Here is a 24122-nt window from a genome sequence, read left to right on the forward strand (position 1 = left end):
GAGGGGCCTCGATGGCCCCGAGCCCGCCTGCCCCCCACCGGCCTTTCAGCCGATGGCCTGCCGGATCGCCGCCATGTTCGCGCCATAGACATCCGCCTGCGCGACGGATCCGCCCTTGAAGACCGCCGAACCCGCAACCAGCACATCCGCCCCGGCCTTGGCGACCAAGGGCGCGGTGACCGGGTCCACGCCGCCATCGACCTGGATATGGATCGGCCGGTCGCCGATCATCCCGCGCAGGCGCGCGATCTTGTCGATCTGGCTGTGGATGAACTTCTGCCCGCCAAAGCCCGGGTTCACCGTCATCACCAGCACCATGTCGCACAGGTCCAGCAGGTATTCGACCGCCTCGACCGGGGTGCCGGGGTTCAGCGCGATCCCGGCCTTGGCACCCGTCGCGCGGATCGCCTGCAGGGTGCGGTGGGGATGGGGCCCGGCCTCGACATGGGCGGTGATCACATCGGCCCCCGCCTCGGCATAGGCCTCGATATAGGGATCGACCGGCGCGATCATCAGATGCACGTCCATGACCGTGCGCACATGCGGGCGAAAGGCCTTCACCGCCGGCGGGCCGAAGGTCAGGTTCGGCACGAAATGCCCGTCCATCACATCGACATGGACCCAATCCGCGCCCTGATCCTCGATCGCGCGGATCTCGCGGCCGAAATCGGCAAAGTCGGCGGACAGGATCGACGGGGCGATCTTGATCTTGCGGTCGAATTCCATCGGCATCTCCCTTCGGGCGCAGGCGTTCGCGCGCCGAGGTGCCCGCTGACGCGCGCCGCGTCAAGCCTGTCGCGCCCTATTGCGCCGCGATCGCGCGGTCGCGCATGCCCGCCAGCAGGGACGCGATCTCGGGGCGGCAGGACCCGCAATTGCCCCCCGCGCCCAAGGCGGCGGCGATGCGCTCGACCGTGTCGGCGCCCGATGCGGCGGCCTCCTCGATGCTGCGGCGGCCCACGGACAGGCAGGCGCAGACCACCGGCCCCGGATCGGGCCGGTCCCGCGGCGCCCGACCCGACAGGACCCCCGGCGCCTCGCGGCCCAGGGACGCGCCCAGATGCCCCCGCGACAGGGGCACGGGCCCCGGCCCCACGAACAGCGCCGCCTCCAGCCGGCCGTCGCGGATGATGGCCAGCCGTTCGGTCCCGCGCGCGGGGTCGCGCATCCAGGCCGTGGGCGGGCCCAGGCCCAGCATCCGCTCCAGCGCGGCGGGCCAGTCGGGGATCGCCGCCTCATCCGCCATCTCGACCTGCCAGCCATCGGCCAGCCGCGCCTGCGCCCAATAGGCGCAGTCCGGCCGCGGCCTGACCCGGCTGACCAAGAACCCGTGCCAGGCCGCGGCATATCGCGTCACCGCGACCGGCGCCGATTTCCCCGCCGGCTGCCCCGAGACCGGGTCGCACAGCCCCCCGACCACCGCGCCGATCCGCCCCGATGGCGCCGTCAGCCCCGTGAAATGGATCGGCGCGAAGGGATGGCCCCGCCGCACATCGCCCGAGATCATCACCCGCAGCACCGCCTGCGCCCCCTGCCCCCGGACCCGCGCCAGATCCGCCGCGCCCAGCCCCAGATCGGCCGCATCCGCCGGATGGATCTGCAGATAGGGCTCGGCCAGATGCGCCGACAGGCGCGGCGACAGGCCGGTCCGGGTCATCGTGTGCCACTGGTCGCGGATGCGCCCGGTGTTCAGCCGGAAGGGCACACCGTCCGGGGCGCGCACGCTGACGGCGATCATCCGCGCCCGGCCGTCGGGCGTGTGGAACCGCCCCTCGCCAAAGAACCGCCCGCCCCGCTGCCGCGCGTTCTGCGGCCAGGTCGTCGGGGCCAGGGCCTCGTAATCCGCCGCGGCCAGGTCCGAGATGTCGAAATCCCCGCCCAGATCCCCCGCCACCCCCGACAGCGCCGCATGTTCGGCAAAGACCGCCCCCGGCCCCGACCAGTCGAAGCCCGCGAACCCCATCCGGGTCGCCACCTGGGCGATCTGCCACCAGTCGGGTCGCGCCTGCCCCGGCGGAGCCAGCACCGCGCGCTGGCGGCTGATCATGCGTTCGGAATTCGTGACCGCGCCGTCCTTCTCCCCCCATGCGGCCGAGGGCAGCAGCACATCCGCCAGCCGCGCCGTGTCGGTTTCCGGCCAGGCCTCGCTGACCACGGTGAAGTCGCAGGCGGCGATGGCGCGGGCCACGCGGTCGGCCTCGGGCATGGTGACGGCGGGGTTTGTATGCATGATCCACAGCGCCTTGATGCGCCCGTCCCCGACCGCGCGGAACAGATCCACGGCCTTCAGGCCCGGGCGATGGGCCATGTTCGGCGCGGCCCAGAACGCCCCCACGGCGGCGCGATGGGCGGGGTTCTCCAGCTCCAGATGGCAGGCCAGCGTGTTGGACAAGCCCCCGACCTCGCGCCCGCCCATGGCATTGGGCTGGCCGGTGACGCTGAAGGGCCCCATGCCGGGCCGCCCGATGCGCCCCGTCGCCAGATGGCAGTTGATGATGGCATTGACCTTGTCCGTGCCGCTGTCGGACTGGTTGATGCCTTGGGAATAGACTGTGACGGTCCGTTCCGTCCCGGCCCAGAGGTCCAGGAACCGCCGCAGCGCCTCGGGCGGCAGGCCGGTATCCTGCGGGCGGCTGGCGCGCGCGGCGCGCAGCGCGTCGTCATATCCGGCGACATGGGTCAGGAATGCCCCGCCGGTCCGGCCCGTGTCATGCAGATGCGCCAGCAGCAGGTTGAACAGATGCCCGTCCGCGCCGGGGGCTATGGCCAGATGCAGGTCCGCCCCCTCGCAGGTGGCGGTGCGGCGCGGGTCGATGACGACGATGCGCATGTCGGGCCGCGCCGCGCGGGCCGCCATCAGCCGCTGGTGCAGGACCGGGTGGCACCATGCCAGGTTCGACCCGGTCAGCACCACCAGATCGGCCAGCTCCAGATCCTCATAGAGGCCCGGCACCGTGTCCGACCCGAAGGCGCGGCGATGCCCCGCCACGCTGGAGGCCATGCAGAGCCGGGAATTCGTGTCGATATTGGCGCTGCCGATAAAGCCCTTCATCAGCTTGTTGGCGGCGTAGTAATCCTCGGTCAGCAACTGCCCCGAGACATACATGGCCACGCTGTCGGGCCCGTGCCGGGCGACCGTCTCCGAAAAGCGGGCCGCGATCAGGTCCAGCGCGCCGTCCCAGCTGGCATCCTGCCCGCCGATGCGCGGGGCCAGCAGGCGGCCCGCGATGGCCACCGTCTCGCCCAAGGCCGCGCCCTTGACGCAGAGCCGCCCGCGATTCGCCGGATGGTCGGGATCGCCCCTGACGGTCAGGCCCCCCTGCCCGTCGGGCGTGGCCAGCACCCCGCAGCCGACCCCGCAATAGGGGCAGGTCGTGCGGACCGTCATGCCGCCCTGCTCGTCAGGCGCGCCGCGTCCAGCAGGATGCGGCCGTCGCGGACCTGCACGGCATGAGTCGCGACCCGGCCTTCGTCGGCGCCCTGCGCCTGCCCCGTCGCCATGTCGAAGACCCAGTTATGCAGCGGGCAGGTGACCTGGGTGCCATGCACGATCCCCTCGGACAAGGGCCCGCCCTTGTGCGGGCAGCGGTCGTCCAAGGCAAAGACCTGGTCCGTCGCGGTGCGGAAGATGGCGACGCAGCCTTGCGGGGTGCGGACGACGCGGGCGCCCTCGCGCGGGATGTCGGCCAGTGCGGCGATGTCGATCATGCTCATTCGGCGGCCCTCAGGGACAGGTCGGCTATGGGGGACCATTCCGCCGGGCGGGCGGCGTGATCGGCCCAGGGATCGGTCTGAAAGACCGATTGGCTTAGCATGAAGCGGTCATGGAGCGCCGCACGGGTCGCCGGGTCCGAGACCTGCTCGCGGCACCAGTCGAGGCCCACCTTGTCCACCCATTTATAGATGCGGTGCAGATAGCGCGCGTTCTCGCGGTAAAGCTGGACGAAGGCGGCGGTGACCTCGCAGACCTCATCCTCGGTGGCGACGGTCAGCAGGAGGACCGTCTCGCGCACGTCCATGCCCGCCGCCCCCGCGACGCTGATCTGAAAGCCGCTGTCCACGCAGACGATGCCGATATCCTTGCAGGTCGCCTCGGCGCAGTTGCGCGGGCAGCCCGAGACGCCCAGCTTGACCTTGGCCGGTGTCCAGGACCCCCAGAGCAGCTTCTCCAGCCGGATGCCAAGCCCCGTCGAATCCTGCGTGCCGAAGCGGCAGAACTGCTGGCCCACGCAGGTCTTCACCGTGCGCAGCCCCTTGGCATAGGCGTGGCCCGAGACCATGCCCGCGTCATTCAAATCCGACCAGATGGCGGGCAGGTCTTCCTTCCTGACGCCCAGCAGGTCGATGCGCTGGCCGCCCGTCACCTTGACCATCGGTACGTTGTAGCGATCGGCGGCATCCGCGATGGCGCGCAATTCGTCGGGCGTGGTGACGCCACCCCACATGCGCGGCACGACGGAATAGGTGCCGTCCTTCTGGATATTGGCGTGGTTCCTTTCGTTCACGAAGCGGCTCTGCCGGTCGTCGCGATACTCCAGCGGCCAGTCCGCGAGCAGATAGTAGTTCAGCGCCGGGCGGCAGGAGGCGCAGCCCCCGACCGTGGTCCAGCCCAGTTCCTGCATCACCGCCGGGATGGACTTGAGGCCCATCGACTTGATCAGACGGCGCACGTCCTCGTGCGTGTGATCGGTGCATTTGCACATCGGCGGGTTGGCATTGGCGGCAAACCCATCGCCCAAGGTCAGGGCCATGACCTGTTCCACCAGCCCGGTGCATGTGCCGCAGCTTGCGCTGGCCTTGGTCAGGCCGCGCACGGCGTCCAGCGTGGTCGCGCCGCCCTCGATGGCGCGGGTGATCTGTCCCTTGCAGACGCCGTTGCAGCCACAGATCTCCGCCTCAGGCGGCAAGGCTGCAACGGCTGCCAGAGGGTCCGATGGGGCACCCCCCGCAAAGGCCGGGCCAAAGATCAGCGTGTCGCGGTCCGCGGTCACGTCCGCGCCTGTGCGGATCTTGTCGAAGAACCACGCCCCGTCGGCGGTATCGCCATACATCACGGCGCCGATCAGGCGCTCGCCCTCCAGGATCAGGCGCTTGTAGATGCCGCGGCCGGGATCGCGGAACACGATATCCTCGCGCCCCGGCGCATCTGCGAAATCACCCGCGCTGAACAGATCGCAGCCGGTGACCTTCAGTTTCGTGGCGGTCTGGACGGGCCGGAACGCAGCTTGATCGCCGGCCAGCGTCGCGGCCAGCACCTTGGCCTGATCGTAGAGCGGCGCGACGAGCCCGAAGAGCTGGCCGTCATGCTCGGTGCATTCGCCAAGCGCGTAGATCGCCGGATCGCTGGTCCGCATCTGGTCGTCGACGGTGATGCCGCGCGCGACCTCCAGGCCCGCATCATTGGCCAAGCGCGTCTCGGGGCGGATGCCCACGGCCATGCAGACCAGATCGGCGGGATAGACGGTGCCGTCTTCCAGCAGCACGGCCTCGACGCGATCCTGACCAAGGATCACCTTGGTCGCGCCCTTGCAATGGATGCGGATGCCGCGCTTTTCCAGATCCTTCTGCAGCAGATAGCCTGCGGCGGGGTCCAGCTGACGCTCCATCAGATGGCCCATCAGGTGGATCACAGTTACCTCGGCGCCACGCGCGGCCATGCCTGCAGCGGCCTCCAGGCCCAGCAGACCGCCGCCGATGACGACCGCGCGCGCGCCGGGGCGCGAGGCGTCGATCATCGCGTTCGTGTCCTCCAGGTCGCGATAGGCGACCACGCCGGGCAGCCTGTGGCCGGGGACCGGGATGATGAAGGGGGCCGAGCCGGTGGCGATGACCAGCGCGTCATAGGGCACCGGCCCGCGCGCGCCGTGGACGATCTGCGCCTCTCGGTCGATGGCGGTCACGGCCTCGCCGAAGCGGGTGGTGATGCCTTGGGCCTCGTACCAGGCCTCGTCATGGGTGACGATCTGGTCATAGGTCTTTTCGCCCGAGAGGACCGGGGACAGCATCAGGCGATTGTAGTTCCCGCGCGGTTCGGCGTTGAACAGGGTGACGGTGAAGGCGCCGGGGGCGGCCTCGAACAGATGCTCCAGCATCCGGCCCGAGGCCATGCCCGCACCGATGACGACAAGGTTCTTTGTCATGGGGCTACTCCGCCGCTTCGACGAAGCGGTGACGTTCATAGAGGAAGCGCAGCACCGATTCCCGGGTGCGCACGTAATCGGGCTGGCTGGCCAGGCGGATGCGGTCGCGAGGACGCGCCAGCGGCACGTCCAACACCTCGCCGATGGTGGCTGCGGGGCCGTTGGTCATCATCACGATGCGATCGGCCAGCAGCACGGCCTCGTCCACGTCATGGGTGATCATGATCATCGTGTTGCCAAGCCGCGCGTGGATCTCCATCACCGCATCCTGCAGATGCGCGCGGGTCAGGGCGTCCAGCGCGCCGAAGGGTTCGTCCAGCAGCAGGACCTTGGGCTCCATCGCCAAGGCACGGGCGATGCCCACGCGCTGGCGCATCCCGCCCGAGATCTCGCCCGGGCGCTTGTCGGCGGCGTGGCTCATCTGGACCAGATCCAGGTTCCGCATGATCCAGTCATGGCGTTCGGCCCGCGATTTCGTCCGGCCGAAGACCTTGGTCACGGCCAGCTTGATATTGTCATAGACCGTCAGCCAAGGCAGCAGCGAATGGTTCTGGAACACCACGGCGCGGTCGGGGCCGGGGGCGTTCACCTCGCGCCCGTCCAGGACGATCCCGCCGGTGGTGACATCGGTCAGCCCCGCGACCAGGTTCAGCAGCGTGGATTTCCCGCAGCCGGAATGGCCGATGATGCTGACGAATTCGCGCTTGTCGATCCCGAGCCGGATGTCGGACAGCACATGGGCGGTCCGCGCGCCGTTCACGAAGGTCTTCGAGACATGGTCGATCTGCAGATATGTCATGGCTGTTCCCCTCATGCCGCGGTGCCGCGGGAGACGACGCGTCCGATCCAGCCGACCAGACGATCCAGGATGAAGCCCGTCCCGCCGATATAGACGAGGGCCACGATGATGTCGCTGAGTCGCGAGGAGTTCCACGCATCCCAGATGAAGAAGCCGATGCCCACGCCGCCGGTCAGCATCTCGGCCGCAACGATGGCCAGCCAGGACAGGCCCACCCCGATGCGCAGCCCCGAAAAGATGTAGGGGGCGGCGGCGGGGACCATGATCTTCCAGAAGAACTCGACCTGGTTCAGGCGCAGGACGGCGGCGACGTTGCGGTAATCCTGCGGGATGGCGCGCACGCCCGCGGCGGTGTTGATGATCACCGGCCAGATCGCGGTGATGAAGATCACGAAGATCGCCGACGGCCCGCTGTCCATGAAGGCGGCCAGGCTGATGGGCAGCCAGGCCAGCGGCGGCACCGTGCGCAGGATCTGGAAGATCGGATCGAAGCCGCGCATCATCAGCGCCGATTGGCCGATGACCGCGCCGGTCAGCACCCCCACCACGGCGGCCAGGCCGAAGCCATAGGCCACCCGCTCCAGCGAGGTCAGCACCCGCCATCCCAACCCGATATCCTGGGTGCCATAGACATAGAACGGGTCCAGGATCAGCTCGGCGCTGTCGGCCCAGACCTGGGCGGGGGTGGGCAGGCCGGATGCGTCGCCCGATGCGCCGACCTGCCAGATGGTCAGCAGAAGGGCCAGCACGGCCAAGGGCGGCAGGACGGCGCCGGCCAGCGCGGCGCCGCGCTTGCGCCAGGGGGCCAAGCGGCCGGGCGCGCGATGGGGCAGCGCCAGGACGGGGGCTGCGGGTTTGGGGGTCAGGTCGGACTTGCGCTTCAATGCGGTGACGGTCATCGGATCACACCATGGCCTTGATGGATTGGGCATCCAGATAGGCGCCCGGATCGGCGGGATCGAAGGTCGCGCCGTCGAAGAAGGTCTCGACCCCGCGGCTGTCGCCGAAGCCGGGGTTCAGGCCCAGACCGGCCGCCGCCGCCAGCCACAGGTCGCTGCGATTGGTGCGGTCGACCAGGGCTGCCGTGTCCAGATCGCCGGGCAGGTATCCCCATCGCTTGTTCTCGGTGATGAACCAGGCATCCAGCGATTTCCACGGATAGGAGGTCTCGCCCGCCTCGCCCCAGAACTTCATCGCGAGGTCAGGGCGGTCCTCGATGCGGTCGCGGCCGTAATTGATGCGTCCCTGGATGCGGCCCACGATGTCGGCCACGGGGACGTTATACCATTGGCGGCGGCCGACGATCTCGGCCATCTCCTGCTTGTTTTCGGGGGCGTCGCACCAGATCTGCGCCTCCATCACGGCCATCATGATGGCGATGGTGGCGTTGGGGTTCGCGTCCACCCAATCGGCGCGCATGCCCAGCACCTTTTCGGGGTGGCGCGACCACAATTCGCCCGTGGTGGCGGCGGTGAAGCCGATGCGCTGGTTGACCAGCTGTTCGTTCCACGGCTCGCCCACGCAGAAGGCCTCCATGTTGCCGACCTTCATGTTGGCGACCATCTGCGGGGGCGGGACCACGATCAGGTCCACATCGGTGGTGGGGTCGATCCCCCCCGCCGCCAGCCAGTAGCGCATCCACAGATCATGCGTGCCGCCGGGAAAGGTCATGGCGACCGGGATCTCCTGCCCCGCGGCGCGGCGGGCGGCGAAGATCTCGCGCAGGGGCGCGCTGTCCAGGCCCACGCCGCTATCGGCATAATCCTGGCGCACGGACAGGCCCTGCCCGTCCTCGTTCAGGTTCAACAGCGTGTACATCGGCAGGCCCTGGCCGCCCTGCATCACGCTGCCGGTGGAATAGAGATGCACCTTGGGCCGCAGGATATGCCCGCCGTCGATCCCGCCGCCCCCCGATCCCAAGGCCATGTTGTCGCGCGTGGCGCCCCAGCTTGCCTGCTTTTCCACCAGCACGTCGGGCATGCCGTATTTGGCGAACAGCCCCTTTTCCGCGGCGATCACCAAGGGCGCGCTGTCGGTCAGCGCGATATAACCCAGCTTGGCGCCCGTCACCTCGGGCGTGCCGGGGGTCGCGGCCCAGGCCCCGCCCGGCAGGGCAAGGCGGGCGGCGGCGACGGTGGCAAGCGTGCCCGCAGCGGTTTTCAGGAAGGCGCGGCGGGAGGGGGGGTTGGGCAGGGTCATGGGCTGGTCCTCGGACTGGCGCGGCATGGCGCGAATGAAAAAGGCCACCTGCCGCAGCCCTGCAAAGGGGCACGATCAGATGGCGTCATTGCCGGATGGGGGCCGCATCCTCGCGACCGGATTGTGTGCCGCGTCCTCGCGGCGGGGCGTGCGGATGCGCCGTTGCATCCGCCTTGACTTCATGGTTCCGCATGGGCCGGGGCCGCGTCAAGCGCGGGCGGGATCGGCGCCGCCGCGGCGCGGCGAAACGCCTCCGGATGCGCCAGACTGCCCGCCGTTTCAGCGGTCCGCGAAGGCCGGATCGAATCGATGCCCGTCAAAGAACGCATCCGCGCCCAGAATCATCCGCCCCTGTTCGGCGGCCACCGTGGTCGGCGCGACCATCGCCCCCTCGACCTTGGAGGAGGCGCCGGGCAGGTCCGCCCCCGTCCCCCGCAGGTGCTGACGATAGAGGTCGGTGCGGAAACAGCCCGCCGCACGCGCCATCGCGGGGCCTGTCTCCAGCCCGTGGCGCGCGGCCAGCCGCCCGCCCAGCATTGCCGCGATGCTGCGCCAGGGAAAGGTCGCGCCTTGGTCGTGAAAGCGGATGAAGTCGGGGAAATCGCGCAGATCGCCCGCGGCGGTGACATGCAGCCGGCCCAGAAGGCCGCGCTCGCACAGCTCGGGGGCCAGGTTCAGGTATTCCGGCCGGGCCAGGATCTCGGCCGCGGTGCCGCGATTGTCGGGCCGGTCCAGCCAGCGGCCGGCCCGCCACAGCGCGCGCATCAGCCGCCCCGTGCGGTCGGGATCGCCCTGGGCCCGCGCGCGGGTCATCACCAGCCCCTTTTCAGGCGGCGCGGCCCAGATTGACCGCCCCGCCAGCAGCAGCGCACCCACGCCCCGTTCGACCGCGACCGAGGCCCAGGGATCGCCCACGCAATAGGCGTCGACCTCGTCCGCGGCCAAGGCATCGGCCATCTGCGGGGGCGGCACGGTGCGCACCGCCAGCCGCGCGGCCAAGGGCGTGCCCGCCAGCCAGTGATGGACCAGCTCGGCCTGGGTCGAGAAGGGGAACGGCACCCCCACCCGCAGCGCGCCGGGATGGGCGCGGGCCAGCGCGTCGCGCGCGGCCACCGGGTCGCGGAAATCGAACGGGTGGCCCAGATCGCGCAGCCGCGCCTCCAGTGCGCGGGACACGGCGATGGCCTGGCCGCCCTGCGCCAGGACCATCAGCAGATCGAAGGCCGGGTAATCCGGCCCCAGACACAGGGTCTGGGCGATGGGCATGGGCACCAGCATATGCGCCGCGTCGATGGCGCCGCTGCCTAGGCAGTCGCGGCTCTGGGCCCAGCTGCGCACGCGGACCAGATCCAGCGCCAGCCCCTCCTCGGCGGCGAATCCCAGCTCGCGCGCGACGATCAGGGGGGCGGCGTCGTTCAGGGGCAGCCAGCCGAGGCGCAGCGGATCGCTCATGTCAGCAGCCCCGCCGCCATGACCAGCTGCTGGGCGATGTCGGCCACGCGGCGCTTCTGGTCCATCGCGGTGCGGCGCAGCAGGGCGTAGGCGGCCTCCTCGTCGATGCCGCGCGCCTTCATCAGGATGGCCTTGGCGCGGTCGATGATCTTGCGTTCCTCCAGCGCGGCGCGGGTCGCGGCCAGTTCGGCGCGCATCTTGCGGAACATGTGGAACCGGGCGATGGCGGCATCCAGGATCGGGCGGATGCGGTCGGGTTGGAGGCCATCCACGACATAGGCCGACACCCCCGCCTCGATCGCGGCACGGGTCAGCCCGGCATCGGACCGGTCCACGAAGATCGCCACCGGCCGTTCCAGCGGGCCGGAGACCAGCGCCAGCTCCTCCAGCACGTCGCGGGACGGGTCGGCCACGTCGATCAGGACTATGTCGGGCTGACCCTCGGCGATGCGGCGGGCCAAGCCCGTCTCCTCGGCGATGACGGTGATCTGGTGGTCGCCCGAGGCGCGCAGCCCGTCCACGATGCGCATCGCACGGTCCCGGTCGCGTTCGACGACGATGATTGAAAGCCTGTCCATGCCGCCAGTGACGATGCCCGCGCGGCACTTGGCAAGGGCCGCGGCCCCCGGCGGGCAGGGCTGTGGCGCGCCTGCCCGTTTTGCGGGCAGGCGCGCGCGGGCGTCAGCGCGACTGGCTGTCGTCCAGGCCCAGCATGATGTCCAGGTTCTGGACCGCGGCGCCCGATGCGCCCTTGCCCAGATTGTCCAGCACCGCGACGATGGTGGCGCAGCCCGCCTCGTCATCGCCCTGCACGGTGATGCGCAGGCCGTTGGTGCCGTTCATCGCGGTCGGGTCGATCCGCGCGCCCCAGGTCTCGGCCGGGGCGACCTGGACATGGCGGGCCCCGGCATAGTGATCGGCCAGCGCTTGGTGCAGCGCTGACATGCTGCGGTCGTCATCCAGATGCAGCGGCAGCTGCACCGCCATGCCTTGCGCGAAATTGCCGACCGAGGGCGCGAAGACCGGCTGCACCAGCAGCCCGCCATGGGTCATGATCTCGGGGATGTGCTTGTGGCGCTGGTTCAGGCCATAGATGAAATGCGCCGGCGCTTGGCCGGATTCGTATTCCGCGACCAAGGCCTTGCCGCCGCCGGTATAGCCGCTGACCGCATTGATCGACAGGGCCTGCGATTCGTCGATCAGCCCGGCCGCGACCAGGGGCGCGATGATCGCGATGGCCCCGGTGGAATAGCAGCCCGGATTGCTGACCCGCCGCGCGCTGGCGATGCGTTCGGGCATCTCGGCGGCCAGTTCGGGAAAGCCGAAGACCCAGTCCGGATCGATCCGATGCGCCGTCGAGGCGTCGATGATCCGCACATCCATGTCGGCCGCCAAGGCCACGGCCTCGCGCGCCGCGTCGTCGGGCAGGCACAGGATCGCCACATCGGCCTGGGCAAAGCATTCGGCCCGCGCGGCGGGGTCCTTGCGGCGGGCGGGGTCCAGCTGCACCAGGCGGATGTCGTCGCGGCCCGCCAGGCGGTCGCGGATCTGAAGCCCGGTCGTGCCGGCTTCGCCATCGATGAAGACGCTGTAGGTCATGGGACCCCCTTCGGGTTTTCGGACGGATCCTCCTTAGCCCGGAACGCCGCGCGTCACAATGTCAGCGCGCGCAGATCTCGGACCGGGTCAGGAACCGCTTCTCGCGCCCGTTATCCAGGCTGAACATGCCGCCGCGCCCGGCCACCACGTCGATGATCAGGTCGGTATGCGCCCAGGCCTCGGCCTGGCTGGCCGAGATGTAGAAGGGCGCGCCGCCGATCTCGCCCAGTTTCACGTCGCGGTCCCCCACCCGGAAATCGCCCTGCGGATAGCACATGGGCGAGGACCCGTCGCAACAGCCCCCCGATTGGTGGAACAGGACCGGGCCGTGATCGGCGGTGATCTCCTCGATCAGCTTCAGCGCCTCGGGGGTCGCGGTGACGGTGCTCATGGCTTCAGCCTCCTCCTCAGGAATCGCAGGACCTGTTTCTCCTCGGGTCGCAGGTCGTCATGCTTCAGATTGTCGTCGATCCGCTGGCGCAGATCCAGCGTCAGGCTGCCCGACAGATGCGCTTCGATCACCTGCGGATGGACATAGCATTGCCGACAGATCGTGGGCGTGTTGCCAAGGCGCGCCGCGACCTCCTCGATCACCTCGCGCAGCTGGCGTTTGGCCGCCGTCTCGCTGTCGGCCTTGTCGCATTCGGCCAGGGCCAGGGCCGCAAGGACGGTGCCGGTCCAGGTGCGGAAATCCTTGGCCGTCACCTCGCGCCCCGAGACGCGGCGCAAATAGTCGTTCACCTCGGCCGAGGTGACGCGCTGGCGGGCGCCGTCATCGTCCAGATACTGGAACAGGTGCTGGCCGGGAATGTCCTGCAACGCGCGCACCACGCGGGCGATGCGGCGGTCGGTCAGGCGCAGGTCCCATTCCTTGCCCGACTTGCCCTTGAAGCGGAACCGCAGGCGGCTGCCCTCCAGGTCCACATGGCGGGCGCGCAGCGTGGTCAACCCGTGGGACTTGTTCTCGCGCGCGTAGCGGTCGTTGCCCACCCGGATCATGCTGTGTTCCAGCAGATGGACGATGCTGGCCGCGACCTTGTCCAAGGGCAGGCCGCGCTTGCGCATGTCGCGATCCACCGCGGCCCGGATCCCGGGCAGGGCGCGGGCGAAGTCCAGCATGTGTTCGTATTTGGCGCTGTCGCGCAGCGCGCGGAACTCGGGGTGATAGCGGTATTGCTTGCGCCCCTTGGCGTCGCGGCCGGTGGCCTGGATATGGCCGCGCGGATCGGGGCAGATCCAGACATCCTCATAGGCGGGGGGCACGGCCAGCGCGGCCAGCCGCCTGCGTTCCGCCCGGTCGGTGATGGTGTGGCCCTCCGCGTCGCGATAGCTGAAGCCCTTGCCCGCACGGCGGCGGGTGATGCCGGCCATGTCGTCGTTCACATAGGTCAGGCCCGCGCTTTCGGCGGCATCCTGCGGGTCGATGATGGGGCTGTGGCTGTTCATGTCCCCGGAACGCAGCAAGGGCGGGGCGGGTTGCGGGCGACCCGAAGGCCGCCCGCGATGGCATCAGAAGAAGCCCAGCTTCTTGGGGCTGTAGCTGACCAGCATGTTCTTGGTCTGCTGGTAATGGTCCAGCATCATGCGGTGGTTTTCGCGCCCGATGCCCGACTGCTTGTAGCCGCCGAAGGCCGCATGGGCCGGATAGGCGTGATAGCAGTTGGTCCAGACCCGGCCCGCCTGGATCGCGCGGCCGAAGCGGTAGCAGGTGTTCGCATCGCGCGACCACAGCCCCGCGCCCAGACCATAGAGCGTGTCATTGGCGATCGACAGCGCCTCGTCATGGTCCTTGAAGGTGGTCACCGACACGACCGGGCCAAAGATCTCCTCCTGGAAGACCCGCATCTTGTTGTGGCCCTTGAAGACCGTCGGCTTGATGTAGAAGCCGCCCGACAGCTCTCCGCCATGATCGGCGGCCTCGCCCCCGGTCAGCACCTCGGCCCCTTCCTTGCGGCCGATGTCGAAATAGCTGAGGATCTTCTCCTTCTGCTCGCTGCTGGCCTGCGCGCCGATCATCGTGGCGCTGTCGCGCGGGTCGCCCTGCACGATGGCCTCGACGCGTTTCAGGGCCTTTTCCATGAACTGGTCATAGATCTTCTCGTGGATCAGGGCGCGCGACGGGCAGGTGCAGACCTCGCCCTGGTTCAGCGCGAACATCACGAAGCCCTCGATCGCCTTGTCGAAGAAGTCGTCATCCTCGCGGCAGACATCCTCCATGAAGATGTTGGGCGACTTGCCGCCCAGCTCCAGCGTGACCGGGATCAGGTTCTCGGACGCGTATTGCATGATGAGGCGGCCGGTGGTCGTCTCGCCGGTGAAGGCGATCTTGGAGATGCGCGGGTTCGACGCCAGCGGCTTGCCCGCCTCCAGGCCGAAGCCGTTCACGATGTTCAGCACGCCCGGCGGCAGGATGTCGGCGATCAGCTCGGCAAAGACCATGATCGTGGCGGGGGTCTGTTCCGCGGGCTTCAGCACCACGCAATTGCCGGCGGCCAAGGCGGGCGCCAGCTTCCAGCAGGCCATCAGCAGCGGAAAGTTCCACGGGATGATCTGGCCCACGACGCCCAGGGGCTCGTGGAAGTGATAGGCAATGGTGTCGTTGTCGATTTCGCTGATGCCGCCCTCCTGCGCGCGCAGCACGCCCGCGAAGTAGCGGAAATGGTCGATGGCCAGCGGCAGGTCGGCGGCCATGGTCTCGCGGATGGGCTTGCCGTTGTCCCAGGTCTCGGCGGTGGCCAGCAGCTCCAGGTTCTGCTCCATCCGGTCGGCGATCTTCAGCAGCGCGTTGGAACGGTCGGTGGTCGAGGTGCGGCCCCAAGCCCCCTTGGCCTTGTGGGCGGCGTCCAGCGCGGCCTCGATGTCATCGGCGTTGGACCGGGCGATCTCGCCGATCTCGGCGCCGGTGATGGGGGTGGTGTTGGTGAAGTACTTGCCCGATTTGGGCGCGGTCCATTCGCCGCCGATGAAGTTGTCATAGCGGCGGGCAAAGGGCATCACGCCCACGCCCTTGAATTCATGCGTCTGGTCGTTCGGCATCGGTTCCTCCTCTCGGTGTGGTCCCGGATCTCTCCCCATCCGGGTATGGGATCAGGTTCCGTCGGCGGGCGATTCGGGGCAACCGTCCTTTGGTGCCGGTCCCGGCCGACTGTCTCAGCCCTGAGACACCTGCCCGGCATTTTCGCCGATCCCCAACCGCGCCATGCGCCGGTAAAGGGTCGCGCGCCCGATCCCCAAGGCCCGCGCCGCGGCCGAGACATTGCCCTCGGCCCGCGCCAAGGCCCGCATCACCGCGGCATGTTCGCCCCGTTCCAGCCCCTGCGGCCCCTCCGGGCGACCCAGCAGGTCGGCGGCGGGACGCGGGCGCAGCGCGCCCTCGCGCTCCAGGCCCAGGGCGCGGCGGGCCGCCCGCGTCGCGCCGATGGCCAGGTCGTCGGCATCCACCGCCAGCAGCATCGCCTGATCCGTGCCCGGATCGCTGGAGGCGACCACGATCCGCGCCTTGGGAAAGGACAGGCGGAAGAACAGCGCCTCGATCGCGCGGGCCGTCTGCGCCACCTGGGCCGAGATCAACCGGTTGTAGCGCTCCGTCTGGTCCGCCCGGGCCGAGCTGACATCCAGCGCCGCCAGCAGCCGCCCGTCCGGCCCCCAGATCGGCGCGTCCATGCAGGACATGGCGGTGTTCAGCGTGCGGAAATGTTCGTCGCGATGGATGGTGACCTGGCGCCCCTCGGCCAGGCAGGTGCCGATGCCGTTGGTGCCCTGGGCGGCCTCGGACCAGTCGGCGCCGGTCCACAGGCCCCATTCGCGGAACTGGTCGGCATCGCCATCGGACACGCGCTGATCCAGCACCACCCCCTGCGCATCGGTCAGCAGCACGTTGCAGCCCGACAGCCCGACGAGGTTGTAGAGCTGGTCCAGCTGTGGTCCCGCGACCGTCAGAAAGGGGCGCATCGCCTGCTGGCGTTCGGCGATCTGGGCCTGGGTCAGGCGGTCGGGATGGCGGCGGTCGGCGGGGTCCAGCCCGTGCTTCAGCAGCGACCGGCGCCAGGACGCGGCCAGGGCCGATGTGGCGCGCGGCGATTGCGACTGCGCCTCGACCAAGGCGGCGTGGTTCTGTCGGCTGGTCATGATCCCCCCTCCCAAGGTTGGGGGGATCATAGCAGGTTTCGGCCCCCGCGAAGCGCAACTTTGGTCGCAGGGGCGTGATCGGGCCTCAGCGGACGGGGCCCTGCGGCTTGATCAGCCCGTCCTCGATCCGGTCGGGGCGATCCTCGGGCGCGGCGGGCGTGCCGCCGGGGCTGCCCGAGGGCGCGGCGGCCCGGGGCTGATAGGGCGGCAGCCGGTCCGCCCCGTCGCGATAAAGCAGCGACTGACCCTTGTGGAACAGGTGCAGCGCATGGGGATCCGCGGTCAGCCGCACCCGGCGGCCCTTCAGGTCGGGATGGATGCCGGTCAGCTTGGCGGTGATCGGCGCCGTCTCGGCATTGGTCCCGAAATAGAGCAGCGTGACCTCGCCCAAGGCCTCGGTCAGATCGACCGTGCCCTCGAAGACCGGGGTGCCCTCGGTCTCGCGCATGTCCTCGGGGCGCACGCCCAGGTTCACGGGCATGTCCTCGTCGCCCGCGCGGGTGGGGATGGCGACCTGCGCCTCCAGCCCGCCATCCAGCGCCACGGTGGTCATCGCGCCCGTGGTCTTGACGCGGCCGGGCAGCAGGTTCATCGCCGGGCTGCCGATGAACTGCGCCACGAACTCGTTCACCGGCCGCTCGTACAGCTCCAGCGGCGCGCCGACCTGGGCGATGCCGCCGCCGGCCAGCACCACGATGCGGTCGGCCAAGGTCATCGCCTCGGTCTGGTCATGGGTGACGTAGATCATCGTGCGGTCGGGCATCGAGGCCTTCAGCTGCGCGATCTCGATCCGCGTCGCCACCCGCAGCGCGGCGTCCAGGTTCGACAGCGGCTCGTCGAACAGATAGACCTGCGGATCACGCACGATGGCCCGCCCGATGGCCACGCGCTGGCGCTGGCCGCCCGACAGCGCCTTGGGCAGGCGGTCCAGATAGGGCGTCAGCTGCAGCATCTTGCCCGCCCGGTCGGTCGCCTCGCGGATCTGGTCCTTGCTTTGCCCCGCGATCTTCAGCGCGAAGGCCATGTTGTCGCGCACCGTCATATGCGGGTAGAGCGCGTAGGACTGGAACACCATCGCGATGCCGCGCTGGCTGGGGGGGATGTCGTTCATCACCTGCCCCCCGATCTGCAGCGTGCCGCCGGTGATCTGTTCCAGCCCCGCGATCATCCGCAGCAGGGTCGATTTCCCGCAGCCCGAAGGCCCCACGAAGACGATGAATTCACCCGACCTGATATCCAGGTTGATGTCGCGCAGCACCTGCACGTCGCCATAGGACTTGGCGACATCGGTCAGTTTCAGGTCGGCCATTCGTTCCCCCCTCAGCCTTCGATGATCTGGACCTGCCACGGCATCAGCCCGCCCGTCTCGTCATCGGACAGGTTCGCGCGGATCAGCAGGGTTTGCTTGTCGTCGCGGCGGCGGAAGGACAGGACCGGGCCTTCGGCCCTGATGTCGGTCATGGTCCCGCCGCGCAGCGCGCTGTGCTTGCGCCGCAGCCCGATCGCCCACCGGTAATGATGCAGCATGGATTGGGCGTCGGCCTCCTGGGCCACCACGGTGCGCTGCAGATGGGTATGGGGCACGGGCAGCCAGGGCGGGCTGGTCGAGAACCCGCCATTCACCCCCATGTCCCAGACCATCGGCGTGCGGCAGCCGTCGCGGCCCTTGAACTCGGGCCAGAACTCGATCCCATAGGGATCGCGCAGGTCCTCGAATTTCAGCTCGGCCTCGGGCAGGCCCAGCTCCTCGCCCTGATAGAGGCAGACCGAGCCGCGCAGGCACAGAAGCACCGTCGCATAGGCCTTGGCCGCCTGGTCGGGCAGGTTCCAGCGGGTGACATGGCGGACCACGTCATGGTTCGACATCGCCCAGCAGGGCCAGGCATTGGGCGCGATCTCGTGCAGGCGGTCGAAGACCTCGACGATGCGCCCGGCGGGCAGGTCGTCGCCGGACAGGAAGTCGAAGACATAGGACATCTGCACCCGGCCCGGCACGCCGGTATATTCCTCCAAGATTTCCAGCCCGCGCTCGCTGTCGCCGATCTCGCCCACGACGGCGGCGCCGTAAGGGACCAGCGCCTGGTGGAAGCGTTCCAGGAAGGCCAGGTTCTCGGGCTGGGATTTGCTGAACTGGTGGCTCTGGTGGTTGTAGGGGTTCACGGCGGGCGCGGTGTCGGACTTGCGCAGCTCCGGCGCCAGGGGCGGGTTGTCGCGCAGCTGGGCGTCGTGGAAATAGAAGTTGATCGTGTCCAGCCGGAAGCCGTCCACGCCCTTTTCCAGCCAGAACCGCGCCATCTGGATCAGCGCGTCCTGAACCGCCGGGTTGTGAAAGTTCAGATCCGGCTGCTGGGTCAGGAAGTTGTGCAGGTAATACTGTTCGCGCCGGGCGTCCCAATGCCAGGCGCTGCCGCCGAAGATCGACAGCCAGTTGTTCGGCGCGGTCCCGTCGGGCTTGGGATCGGCCCAGACATACCAGTCGGCCTTGGGGTTGTCGCGGCTGGCGCGGCTTTCCTTGAACCAGGGATGCTGGTCCGAGGTATGCGACATGACCAGGTCGATCATGACCTTCAGCCCCAGCTCATGCGCGCTCTGGATCAGCCAGTCGAAATCCTCCATCGTCCCGAAGATCGGGTCGATGCCGCAGTAATCGCTGACGTCATAGCCGAAATCGCGCATCGGCGAGGTGAAGAAGGGCGAGATCCAGACCGCATCCACGCCCAGGGACGCGACATAGGGCAGGCGCTGCGCGATCCCGGCCAGATCGCCCGTGCCGCTGCCGGTCGTGTCCTGAAAGCTGCGCGGATAGATCTGATAGATGATCCCGCCCTTCCACCAATCCGTCGTCTGTTCAGTCAAGTTCATCCACCTTTCACGGATCCGGCCAGCAAACCGCGGACCAGGTATTTCTGCATGGCAAAGAAGACCAGCAAGGGCACCGCTATCGAGATGAAGGCGGAGGTTGCAAGGATCTCCCATTCACCTCCGCGCGATCCCATCAGCTCGCGCAGCAGGCCGGTCATGACCAGCTGTTCGCGGGTATTGCCCAGAAAGACCGTCGCCACCAGCAGGTCGTTCCAGACCCACAGGAACTGAAAGATCGCGAAGCTGGCCAGCGCCGGAAAGGACAGGGGCAGGATGATCCGGCGGAAGATCTGGAATTCGCTGGCCCCGTCGACGCGGGCGCTCTCGATCACCTCGCGCGGCAGGCCGACCATGTAGTTGCGCAGCAGATAGATCGCCAAGGGCAGCCCGAAGCCGGTATGGGCCAGCCAGATCCCCAGATAGCCCTTGCCGATCCCCAATTCGTTATGCAGACGCAGAAGCGGGATCAGCGCCACCTGCAAGGGCACCACCAGCAAGCCCACCACCGCCGCCGTCAGCAGCGCGCGGCCCGGAAACTGCATCCAGGCCAGCGCATAGGCCGCGAAGGCCGCGATCAGGATCGGGATCACCGTCGCGGGGATGGTCACCGTCATGGTGTTCATGAAGGCCCGGCCCAGCCCCCCCGCCGACAGGACGCGGTTGTAGTTCTGGGTCGTGAAGCTGGGCGGGCTGACGGTGGTGGTGAAGATCCGTTCGCCCCGCGTCATCTCGAAGGGCTGGGGGGCGGTCAGGCGATAGGCGCCGTCATCCTCCACGGTCAGACTGACGCCGTCGCCCAGATCGGCGGTCTCGCCCGGCTGATACTGGGCAGGGTTGCGCGGCCCGGTGCCCCATGCGCGCAGGGCCTGGCTGCCCTCCAGTGCGGTGCCCTCGATGACATAGAGATCGCCCTGCTGCACCTGGTCCGCCGCCGTGCCGGAACGCACGAAGCCCGTCTGTTCGGATCCCGAAAAGGACTGCCACCAGCCCGATGCCGCGATCTGGTCGCGGTCGCGGAAGGACGACACGAACAGCCCCAGGGTGGGGATCGTCCAGATCAGCACCAGCAGGAAGGCCGAGATGTTGACCGCCCAGGCCAGCGAGGATTTCTGTCCGGCCATGCCCTCCATCAGCGGACCTCCTTGCGCGCGTTGTAGATGTTCCAGACCATGATCGGCGTGACCAGGATCATCAGGACGATGGCGATGGCCGATCCGCGCCCGTAATCGGGCGTGCCGCGGAACATCCAGTCATACATCAGGTTGGCCAGCACCTGCGTGCCCCATTGCCCGTTGGTCATGACAAAGACGATGTCGAAGACCTTCAGCACGACGATGGTGATGGTGGTCCAGACGACGGCGATCGTGCCCATGATCTGGGGCACCTTGATCTTGAAGAAGACCTGCAGCGGCGATGCGCCGTCCAGGATCGCGGCCTCGATCGTCTCCTCGGGGATGCCGCGCAGGGCGGCGGACAGGATGACCATCGCAAAGCCCGTCTGGATCCAGACCAGCACGATCATCAGAAAGAAGTTGTTCCAGCCCGGCAGGGTCAGCCACAGCTGCGGCTGGCCGCCCATCGTGGTGACGATCCAGTTCAACAGGCCGATCTGGGTTTCCCCCGATGCGCGGTATTCATAGATGAATTTCCAGATCACGCCTGCGCCGACAAAGCTGATGGCCATGGGCATGAAGATCAGCGACTTGCCGATATTGCCCCATTTCAGCCGGTCGGTCAGCTGCGCCGCCAGCAGACCGAACAGAGTAGACAGAGCCGGCACGACCAGCAGCCACAGCATGTTGTTGACCATGGATTCGCGGAACTTGGCGTCCTGGGCCAGCCAGGTATAGTTCGACGCGCCCACTAAGCGGGTGCCGTTCGCGTTGAACAGCGACCGCCAGAAGCTGTCCAGCACCGGATAGACCAGATAGGTCCCCAGGAACAGGATCGCCGGCCCCAGGAACAGCCAGGGCCGGATCTGGCCCGCGCGGCGGATGTTGTCGCCCGCATTGGGGCCCCGCGGCGGAAAGATCCGGTCCAGGATCCAGTTCGACCCCCAAAACCAGGCCACGCATCCGAAAACGCCGATCGCGATCGTGCTGACCGCCAGCCACAGCAACTCCATGCCCTCGCCCCCCTATGGCAGTGGGCGCGGCGGACCGGGCCGCCGCGCCGTCGTCATCAATCCAGTGACGACCAGGTCGACTGGATGCGGTCGGCCACGTCCTGCGCGGATGCGCCGCCGACGAAATCGACCATGCCGGTCCAGAAGGCGCCCGCGCCGATCGCGCCGGGCATCAGGTCCGACCCGTCGAAGCGGAAGACCGTCGCATCCAGCAGGATCTCGCCCATGCGGCGCACGGTCGGATCGTCATAGGCCTCGGGATTGGCACCGCTGAAGGGCGTGACGAAGCCCTGCTGGGCCATCCAGACCTCATGCGCGGCGGGGGTCTTCAGGAACTCGACGAAGGCCATCGCGGCGGGGTTGTCGGACAGGACCGCGAACATGGTGCCGCCGCCCAGCACGGGCTGGCCCAGATCGCCCGAGGCGGGGGCGGGCATGTAGAAGAAATCCGCATCCTCGCCCACCACGGTGCCTTCGGGGAAGAAGGTGGTGATGAAGCTGGCCTGACGGTGCAGATAGCAGGCCGGCGGGCTGGCAAAGAGGCCGCCGGGGCTTTCGCGGAAATCGGTGGCCGCGACCGATCCGGTGCCGCCCGCGACGAAATCGGGGTTCTTGGCGAACCAGCCGAATTCCTCGATCGCGTTCACCACGACCGGGTCGTTGAAGGGCATTTCGTTGGTGGTCCAGGCGTCGTACTGCTCAGGGGTGGCGGTGCGCAGCATCAGGTCCTCGACCCAATCGGTGGCGGGCCAGCCGGTGGCGCCCCCCGATCCCAGGCCGATGCACCAGGGCGTCTCGCCATCGGCGGCGATCTGTTCGGTCAGCGCCTTGAGATCCTCATAGGTCTCGGGGACGTCATAGCCCGCATCCTCGAAATTCTCGGGGACATACCAGACCAGAGACTTGACGTCCGCCTTGTAGGGGAAGGCAAAGAGCTGCTCGGTCCCATCCTGGTCGGCATAGGTGCCGAGCGCGGCCCAGCTTTCGCCGGCGGCATAGTTCTCGACCAGCCAGTCGGCGGTCTCCTGGCCCAGGGGGCGCAGGAAGCCGCGCGCCGCCAGGTCGGATGCCAGGCCGGGCTGGGGGAACACGGCCATGTCGGGGGGCGATCCGGCCTCGCTGTCGATGACGATCTGCTGTTCGAAGCTGTCCGAGCCGGAATAGTTCGCCCGCGCGCCCGTCACCTCGTTGAAATAGGCGATGACCGACTGGAACAGTTCCTGGTCGCCGCCCAGCCAAGGGCCCAGGATGTTGAAGCTCTGACCTTCCAGGTCGGGATGGGCGGCGGCGAATTCGTCCAGGCTGGCCCAGTTGATGCGGTCGTCGCTGCCCGGCTCGATGACCAGCTGCGCATGCGCGATGCCGGTGGTCAGCGCCAGAATGGCGAGGGTGCTGCAGAAAGTGGTCTTCACGTCGTCCTCCCTTTGGTCCGGGGCCGCCTTGCGCCCCCTTCGTTAACGCGACCATCCGTCAGGATGGGCGCCCTGTCAAACGCTTCTCATTCCCATTCCAGCTCGGTATAGGCGGCGGTCGCGTTGCGGGCCATGGTCTCGCCGAAGGCGTGCCAGCCGTCCTTGAGGGGGTTCAGCCGGTCCACGATGACGGGCACGGCACGCGACAGGGGCAGGCCTTGGGCCACCGCATCCCGCGCCGCCTCCGCAAGCGCTTTCAAAAGCCTGCGCTGCGGGTCCGAAAGGCGCGTCCAGTCGGCATCGGCCCGGCCATGCCCCGGCACGATCAGCGCGGCCCCCGCCGCGGGATCGCCCCTCAGCCAGTCCAGCCAGCCCAGCAGCGATCCGTCCACCACCGGCGTCAGTCCGGAAAACAGCAGGTCCCCGGCAAAGAACACGCGGGCATCCTCGACCATCACGGTCAGGTCGTTGTCGGTATGGGCGGTGGGCCAGGCGCGCAGCGTCAGGTCCCGGTCGCCCAGCCCGATCCGCGCCCGGTCGCGCACCAGCGCGTCGGGCATCACCACCCGCGTGCCGATCCATTCCCCCGGATCATAGAGCCGCGCCAGCGCGTCCAGATAGCCCTCGGCCCGGGCCGCCAGCGCGTCGGGCAGGGCGTGATGGGCGTGGATCCGGGCCCCGGCCTCGGCCATGACCTCGGCGCCCAGGGCGTGATCGGGATGCATGTGGGTCAGGACCAGATGCGCCACGGGCAGGTCGGTGATGCGGCGGATGGCCACATGCAGCGCCTGGCCTTGGGCGCGCGACACGCCCGCATCGATCACCGCCACCCCGTCGCGGCCCAGGACCACGCCCAGATTGGCGATATGGCCGTCGGCCACCTCCTCCATCTGCGCCTCGGCGCCCCAGGTGACCCAGATGCCGGGGGCGATCTCCTCCAGCGGGAGGGCGGGCAGGTCGGCATTGGCGCGGCAATCGGGATCGCCGCCGGACAGGTCGGGCCGCGCGGCCAGCCAGTCGCGGACCCGCGCCCCCGCCCCGGCCAGGCATTCCGCGCGGTCTGGCGAATCGGCGGCGGGCAGCAGGATCTGGCCGCATTGGGCGGGCGCCGCGGCCAGGCAGGCCTGGAAAACCAGATGATACATCATCGCGTCTCGGGGGTGTCGATCGGGGCGTCGATCACGGGCTGATGACCTTTTTACGACCTTTGTCGGGTTGATTCATCCTGCCCCTGATCTACATTTGAATCCAGTCGCCTTCTCTGAGCGGCAGCACCGGCATGTAGGAGGATCATAACATGGCCTGGACCAAACCGACCCTGACCGAAATCGCCTGCGGCATGGAAATCAACATGTACGCCCCCGCCGAGGACGAGCCCGTCCTGTTCTGATCCTGAACGTCAGGCA

At 68.6% G+C, this 24122-nt stretch carries 21 protein-coding genes; 1 reads left to right on the forward strand and 20 read right to left on the reverse strand.

Features of this window, described 5'->3' with window-relative positions:
- Positions 1-45: 45 nt before the first annotated feature.
- The 20 genes from rpe to JHW48_RS15540 form a co-directional block, all read right to left on the reverse strand.
- The gene (gene rpe / locus JHW48_RS15445; protein ID WP_119885999.1) at positions 46-726 is read right to left on the reverse strand and encodes a ribulose-phosphate 3-epimerase; all 681 of its coding nucleotides are present in this window, start codon (positions 724-726) and stop codon (positions 46-48) included.
- Positions 727-802: 76 nt separating this feature from the next.
- Positions 803-3388 carry a nitrate reductase gene (locus tag JHW48_RS15450; protein WP_272835654.1) on the reverse strand — a complete coding sequence of 862 codons (2586 nt, stop codon included), beginning with the start codon at positions 3386-3388 and terminating at the stop codon, positions 803-805.
- Complete coding sequence (nirD, locus tag JHW48_RS15455; RefSeq protein ID WP_119885656.1) at positions 3385-3714, reverse strand: nitrite reductase small subunit NirD; 330 nt, start codon at positions 3712-3714, stop codon at positions 3385-3387. The genes JHW48_RS15450 and nirD overlap by 4 nt, the downstream gene beginning before the upstream one ends.
- Positions 3711-6140 carry a nitrite reductase large subunit NirB gene (gene nirB, locus JHW48_RS15460; protein ID WP_119885657.1) on the reverse strand — a complete coding sequence of 810 codons (2430 nt, stop codon included), beginning with the start codon at positions 6138-6140 and terminating at the stop codon, positions 3711-3713. Before nirB ends, nirD begins: the two co-directional genes overlap by 4 nt.
- Before the next feature lie 4 nt (positions 6141-6144).
- The gene (locus JHW48_RS15465; protein ID WP_119885658.1) at positions 6145-6939 is read right to left on the reverse strand and encodes an ABC transporter ATP-binding protein; all 795 of its coding nucleotides are present in this window, start codon (positions 6937-6939) and stop codon (positions 6145-6147) included.
- 11 nt (positions 6940-6950) lie between these two features.
- A complete protein-coding gene (gene ntrB, locus JHW48_RS15470) occupies positions 6951-7838 on the reverse strand; it encodes a nitrate ABC transporter permease (protein WP_119885659.1) in 888 nt (295 codons plus the stop codon).
- A gap of 4 nt (positions 7839-7842) precedes the next feature.
- Positions 7843-9186: a CmpA/NrtA family ABC transporter substrate-binding protein gene (locus tag JHW48_RS15475; protein ID WP_240637786.1), complete on the reverse strand. Its 1344-nt coding sequence runs from the start codon at positions 9184-9186 to the stop codon at positions 7843-7845.
- A 231-nt stretch (positions 9187-9417) separates the two neighbouring features.
- Positions 9418-10590 carry an ABC transporter substrate-binding protein gene (locus tag JHW48_RS15480; protein ID WP_119885660.1) on the reverse strand — a complete coding sequence of 391 codons (1173 nt, stop codon included), beginning with the start codon at positions 10588-10590 and terminating at the stop codon, positions 9418-9420.
- On the reverse strand, positions 10587-11168 hold the full coding sequence (locus JHW48_RS15485) for an ANTAR domain-containing response regulator (RefSeq protein WP_119885661.1): 582 nt from the start codon (positions 11166-11168) through the stop codon (positions 10587-10589). The genes JHW48_RS15480 and JHW48_RS15485 overlap by 4 nt, the downstream gene beginning before the upstream one ends.
- Before the next feature lie 103 nt (positions 11169-11271).
- Positions 11272-12189, reverse strand: coding sequence for an N-acetyl-gamma-glutamyl-phosphate reductase (gene argC, locus JHW48_RS15490; RefSeq protein WP_119885662.1), 918 nt, complete (start codon positions 12187-12189; stop codon positions 11272-11274).
- 61 nt (positions 12190-12250) lie between these two features.
- Positions 12251-12580: a DUF779 domain-containing protein gene (locus JHW48_RS15495; protein WP_119885663.1), complete on the reverse strand. Its 330-nt coding sequence runs from the start codon at positions 12578-12580 to the stop codon at positions 12251-12253.
- On the reverse strand, positions 12577-13635 hold the full coding sequence (locus tag JHW48_RS15500) for a DNA topoisomerase IB (protein ID WP_119885664.1): 1059 nt from the start codon (positions 13633-13635) through the stop codon (positions 12577-12579). Before JHW48_RS15500 ends, JHW48_RS15495 begins: the two co-directional genes overlap by 4 nt.
- Positions 13636-13698: 63 nt before the next feature.
- Positions 13699-15225 carry an aldehyde dehydrogenase gene (gene adh / locus JHW48_RS15505; RefSeq protein ID WP_119885665.1) on the reverse strand — a complete coding sequence of 509 codons (1527 nt, stop codon included), beginning with the start codon at positions 15223-15225 and terminating at the stop codon, positions 13699-13701.
- A gap of 114 nt (positions 15226-15339) precedes the next feature.
- A complete protein-coding gene (locus JHW48_RS15510; RefSeq protein ID WP_205961875.1) occupies positions 15340-16317 on the reverse strand; it encodes a GAF domain-containing protein in 978 nt (325 codons plus the stop codon).
- An 85-nt stretch (positions 16318-16402) separates the two neighbouring features.
- Positions 16403-17626: an ABC transporter ATP-binding protein gene (locus JHW48_RS15515; RefSeq protein WP_119885666.1), complete on the reverse strand. Its 1224-nt coding sequence runs from the start codon at positions 17624-17626 to the stop codon at positions 16403-16405.
- 11 nt (positions 17627-17637) lie between these two features.
- Complete coding sequence (locus JHW48_RS15520) at positions 17638-19179, reverse strand: alpha-amylase family glycosyl hydrolase (protein WP_119885667.1); 1542 nt, start codon at positions 19177-19179, stop codon at positions 17638-17640.
- The gene (locus tag JHW48_RS15525; protein WP_119885668.1) at positions 19176-20309 is read right to left on the reverse strand and encodes a carbohydrate ABC transporter permease; all 1134 of its coding nucleotides are present in this window, start codon (positions 20307-20309) and stop codon (positions 19176-19178) included. Before JHW48_RS15525 ends, JHW48_RS15520 begins: the two co-directional genes overlap by 4 nt.
- Positions 20309-21304, reverse strand: a complete 996-nt coding sequence (locus JHW48_RS15530; protein ID WP_119885669.1) for a carbohydrate ABC transporter permease — start codon at positions 21302-21304, stop codon at positions 20309-20311. The genes JHW48_RS15525 and JHW48_RS15530 overlap by 1 nt, the downstream gene beginning before the upstream one ends.
- A gap of 56 nt (positions 21305-21360) precedes the next feature.
- Complete coding sequence (locus JHW48_RS15535) at positions 21361-22716, reverse strand: ABC transporter substrate-binding protein (protein WP_119885670.1); 1356 nt, start codon at positions 22714-22716, stop codon at positions 21361-21363.
- 86 nt (positions 22717-22802) lie between these two features.
- Entirely contained in the window at positions 22803-23861 is a 1059-nt protein-coding gene (locus tag JHW48_RS15540; RefSeq protein ID WP_119885671.1) for a quinoprotein relay system zinc metallohydrolase 2, read from the reverse strand.
- Positions 23862-24013: 152 nt separating this feature from the next.
- On the opposite strand from JHW48_RS15540, the gene pqqA reads away from it, so the two are divergent.
- Positions 24014-24106 (forward strand): pyrroloquinoline quinone precursor peptide PqqA, encoded by a 93-nt coding sequence (gene pqqA / locus JHW48_RS15545; protein ID WP_111299049.1) that lies wholly within the window; start codon positions 24014-24016, stop codon positions 24104-24106.
- The last annotated feature ends 16 nt before the right edge of the window (positions 24107-24122 follow it).

It is taken from the genome of Paracoccus aestuarii, from assembly GCF_028553885.1.
GTDB lineage: Bacteria > Pseudomonadota > Alphaproteobacteria > Rhodobacterales > Rhodobacteraceae > Paracoccus > Paracoccus aestuarii.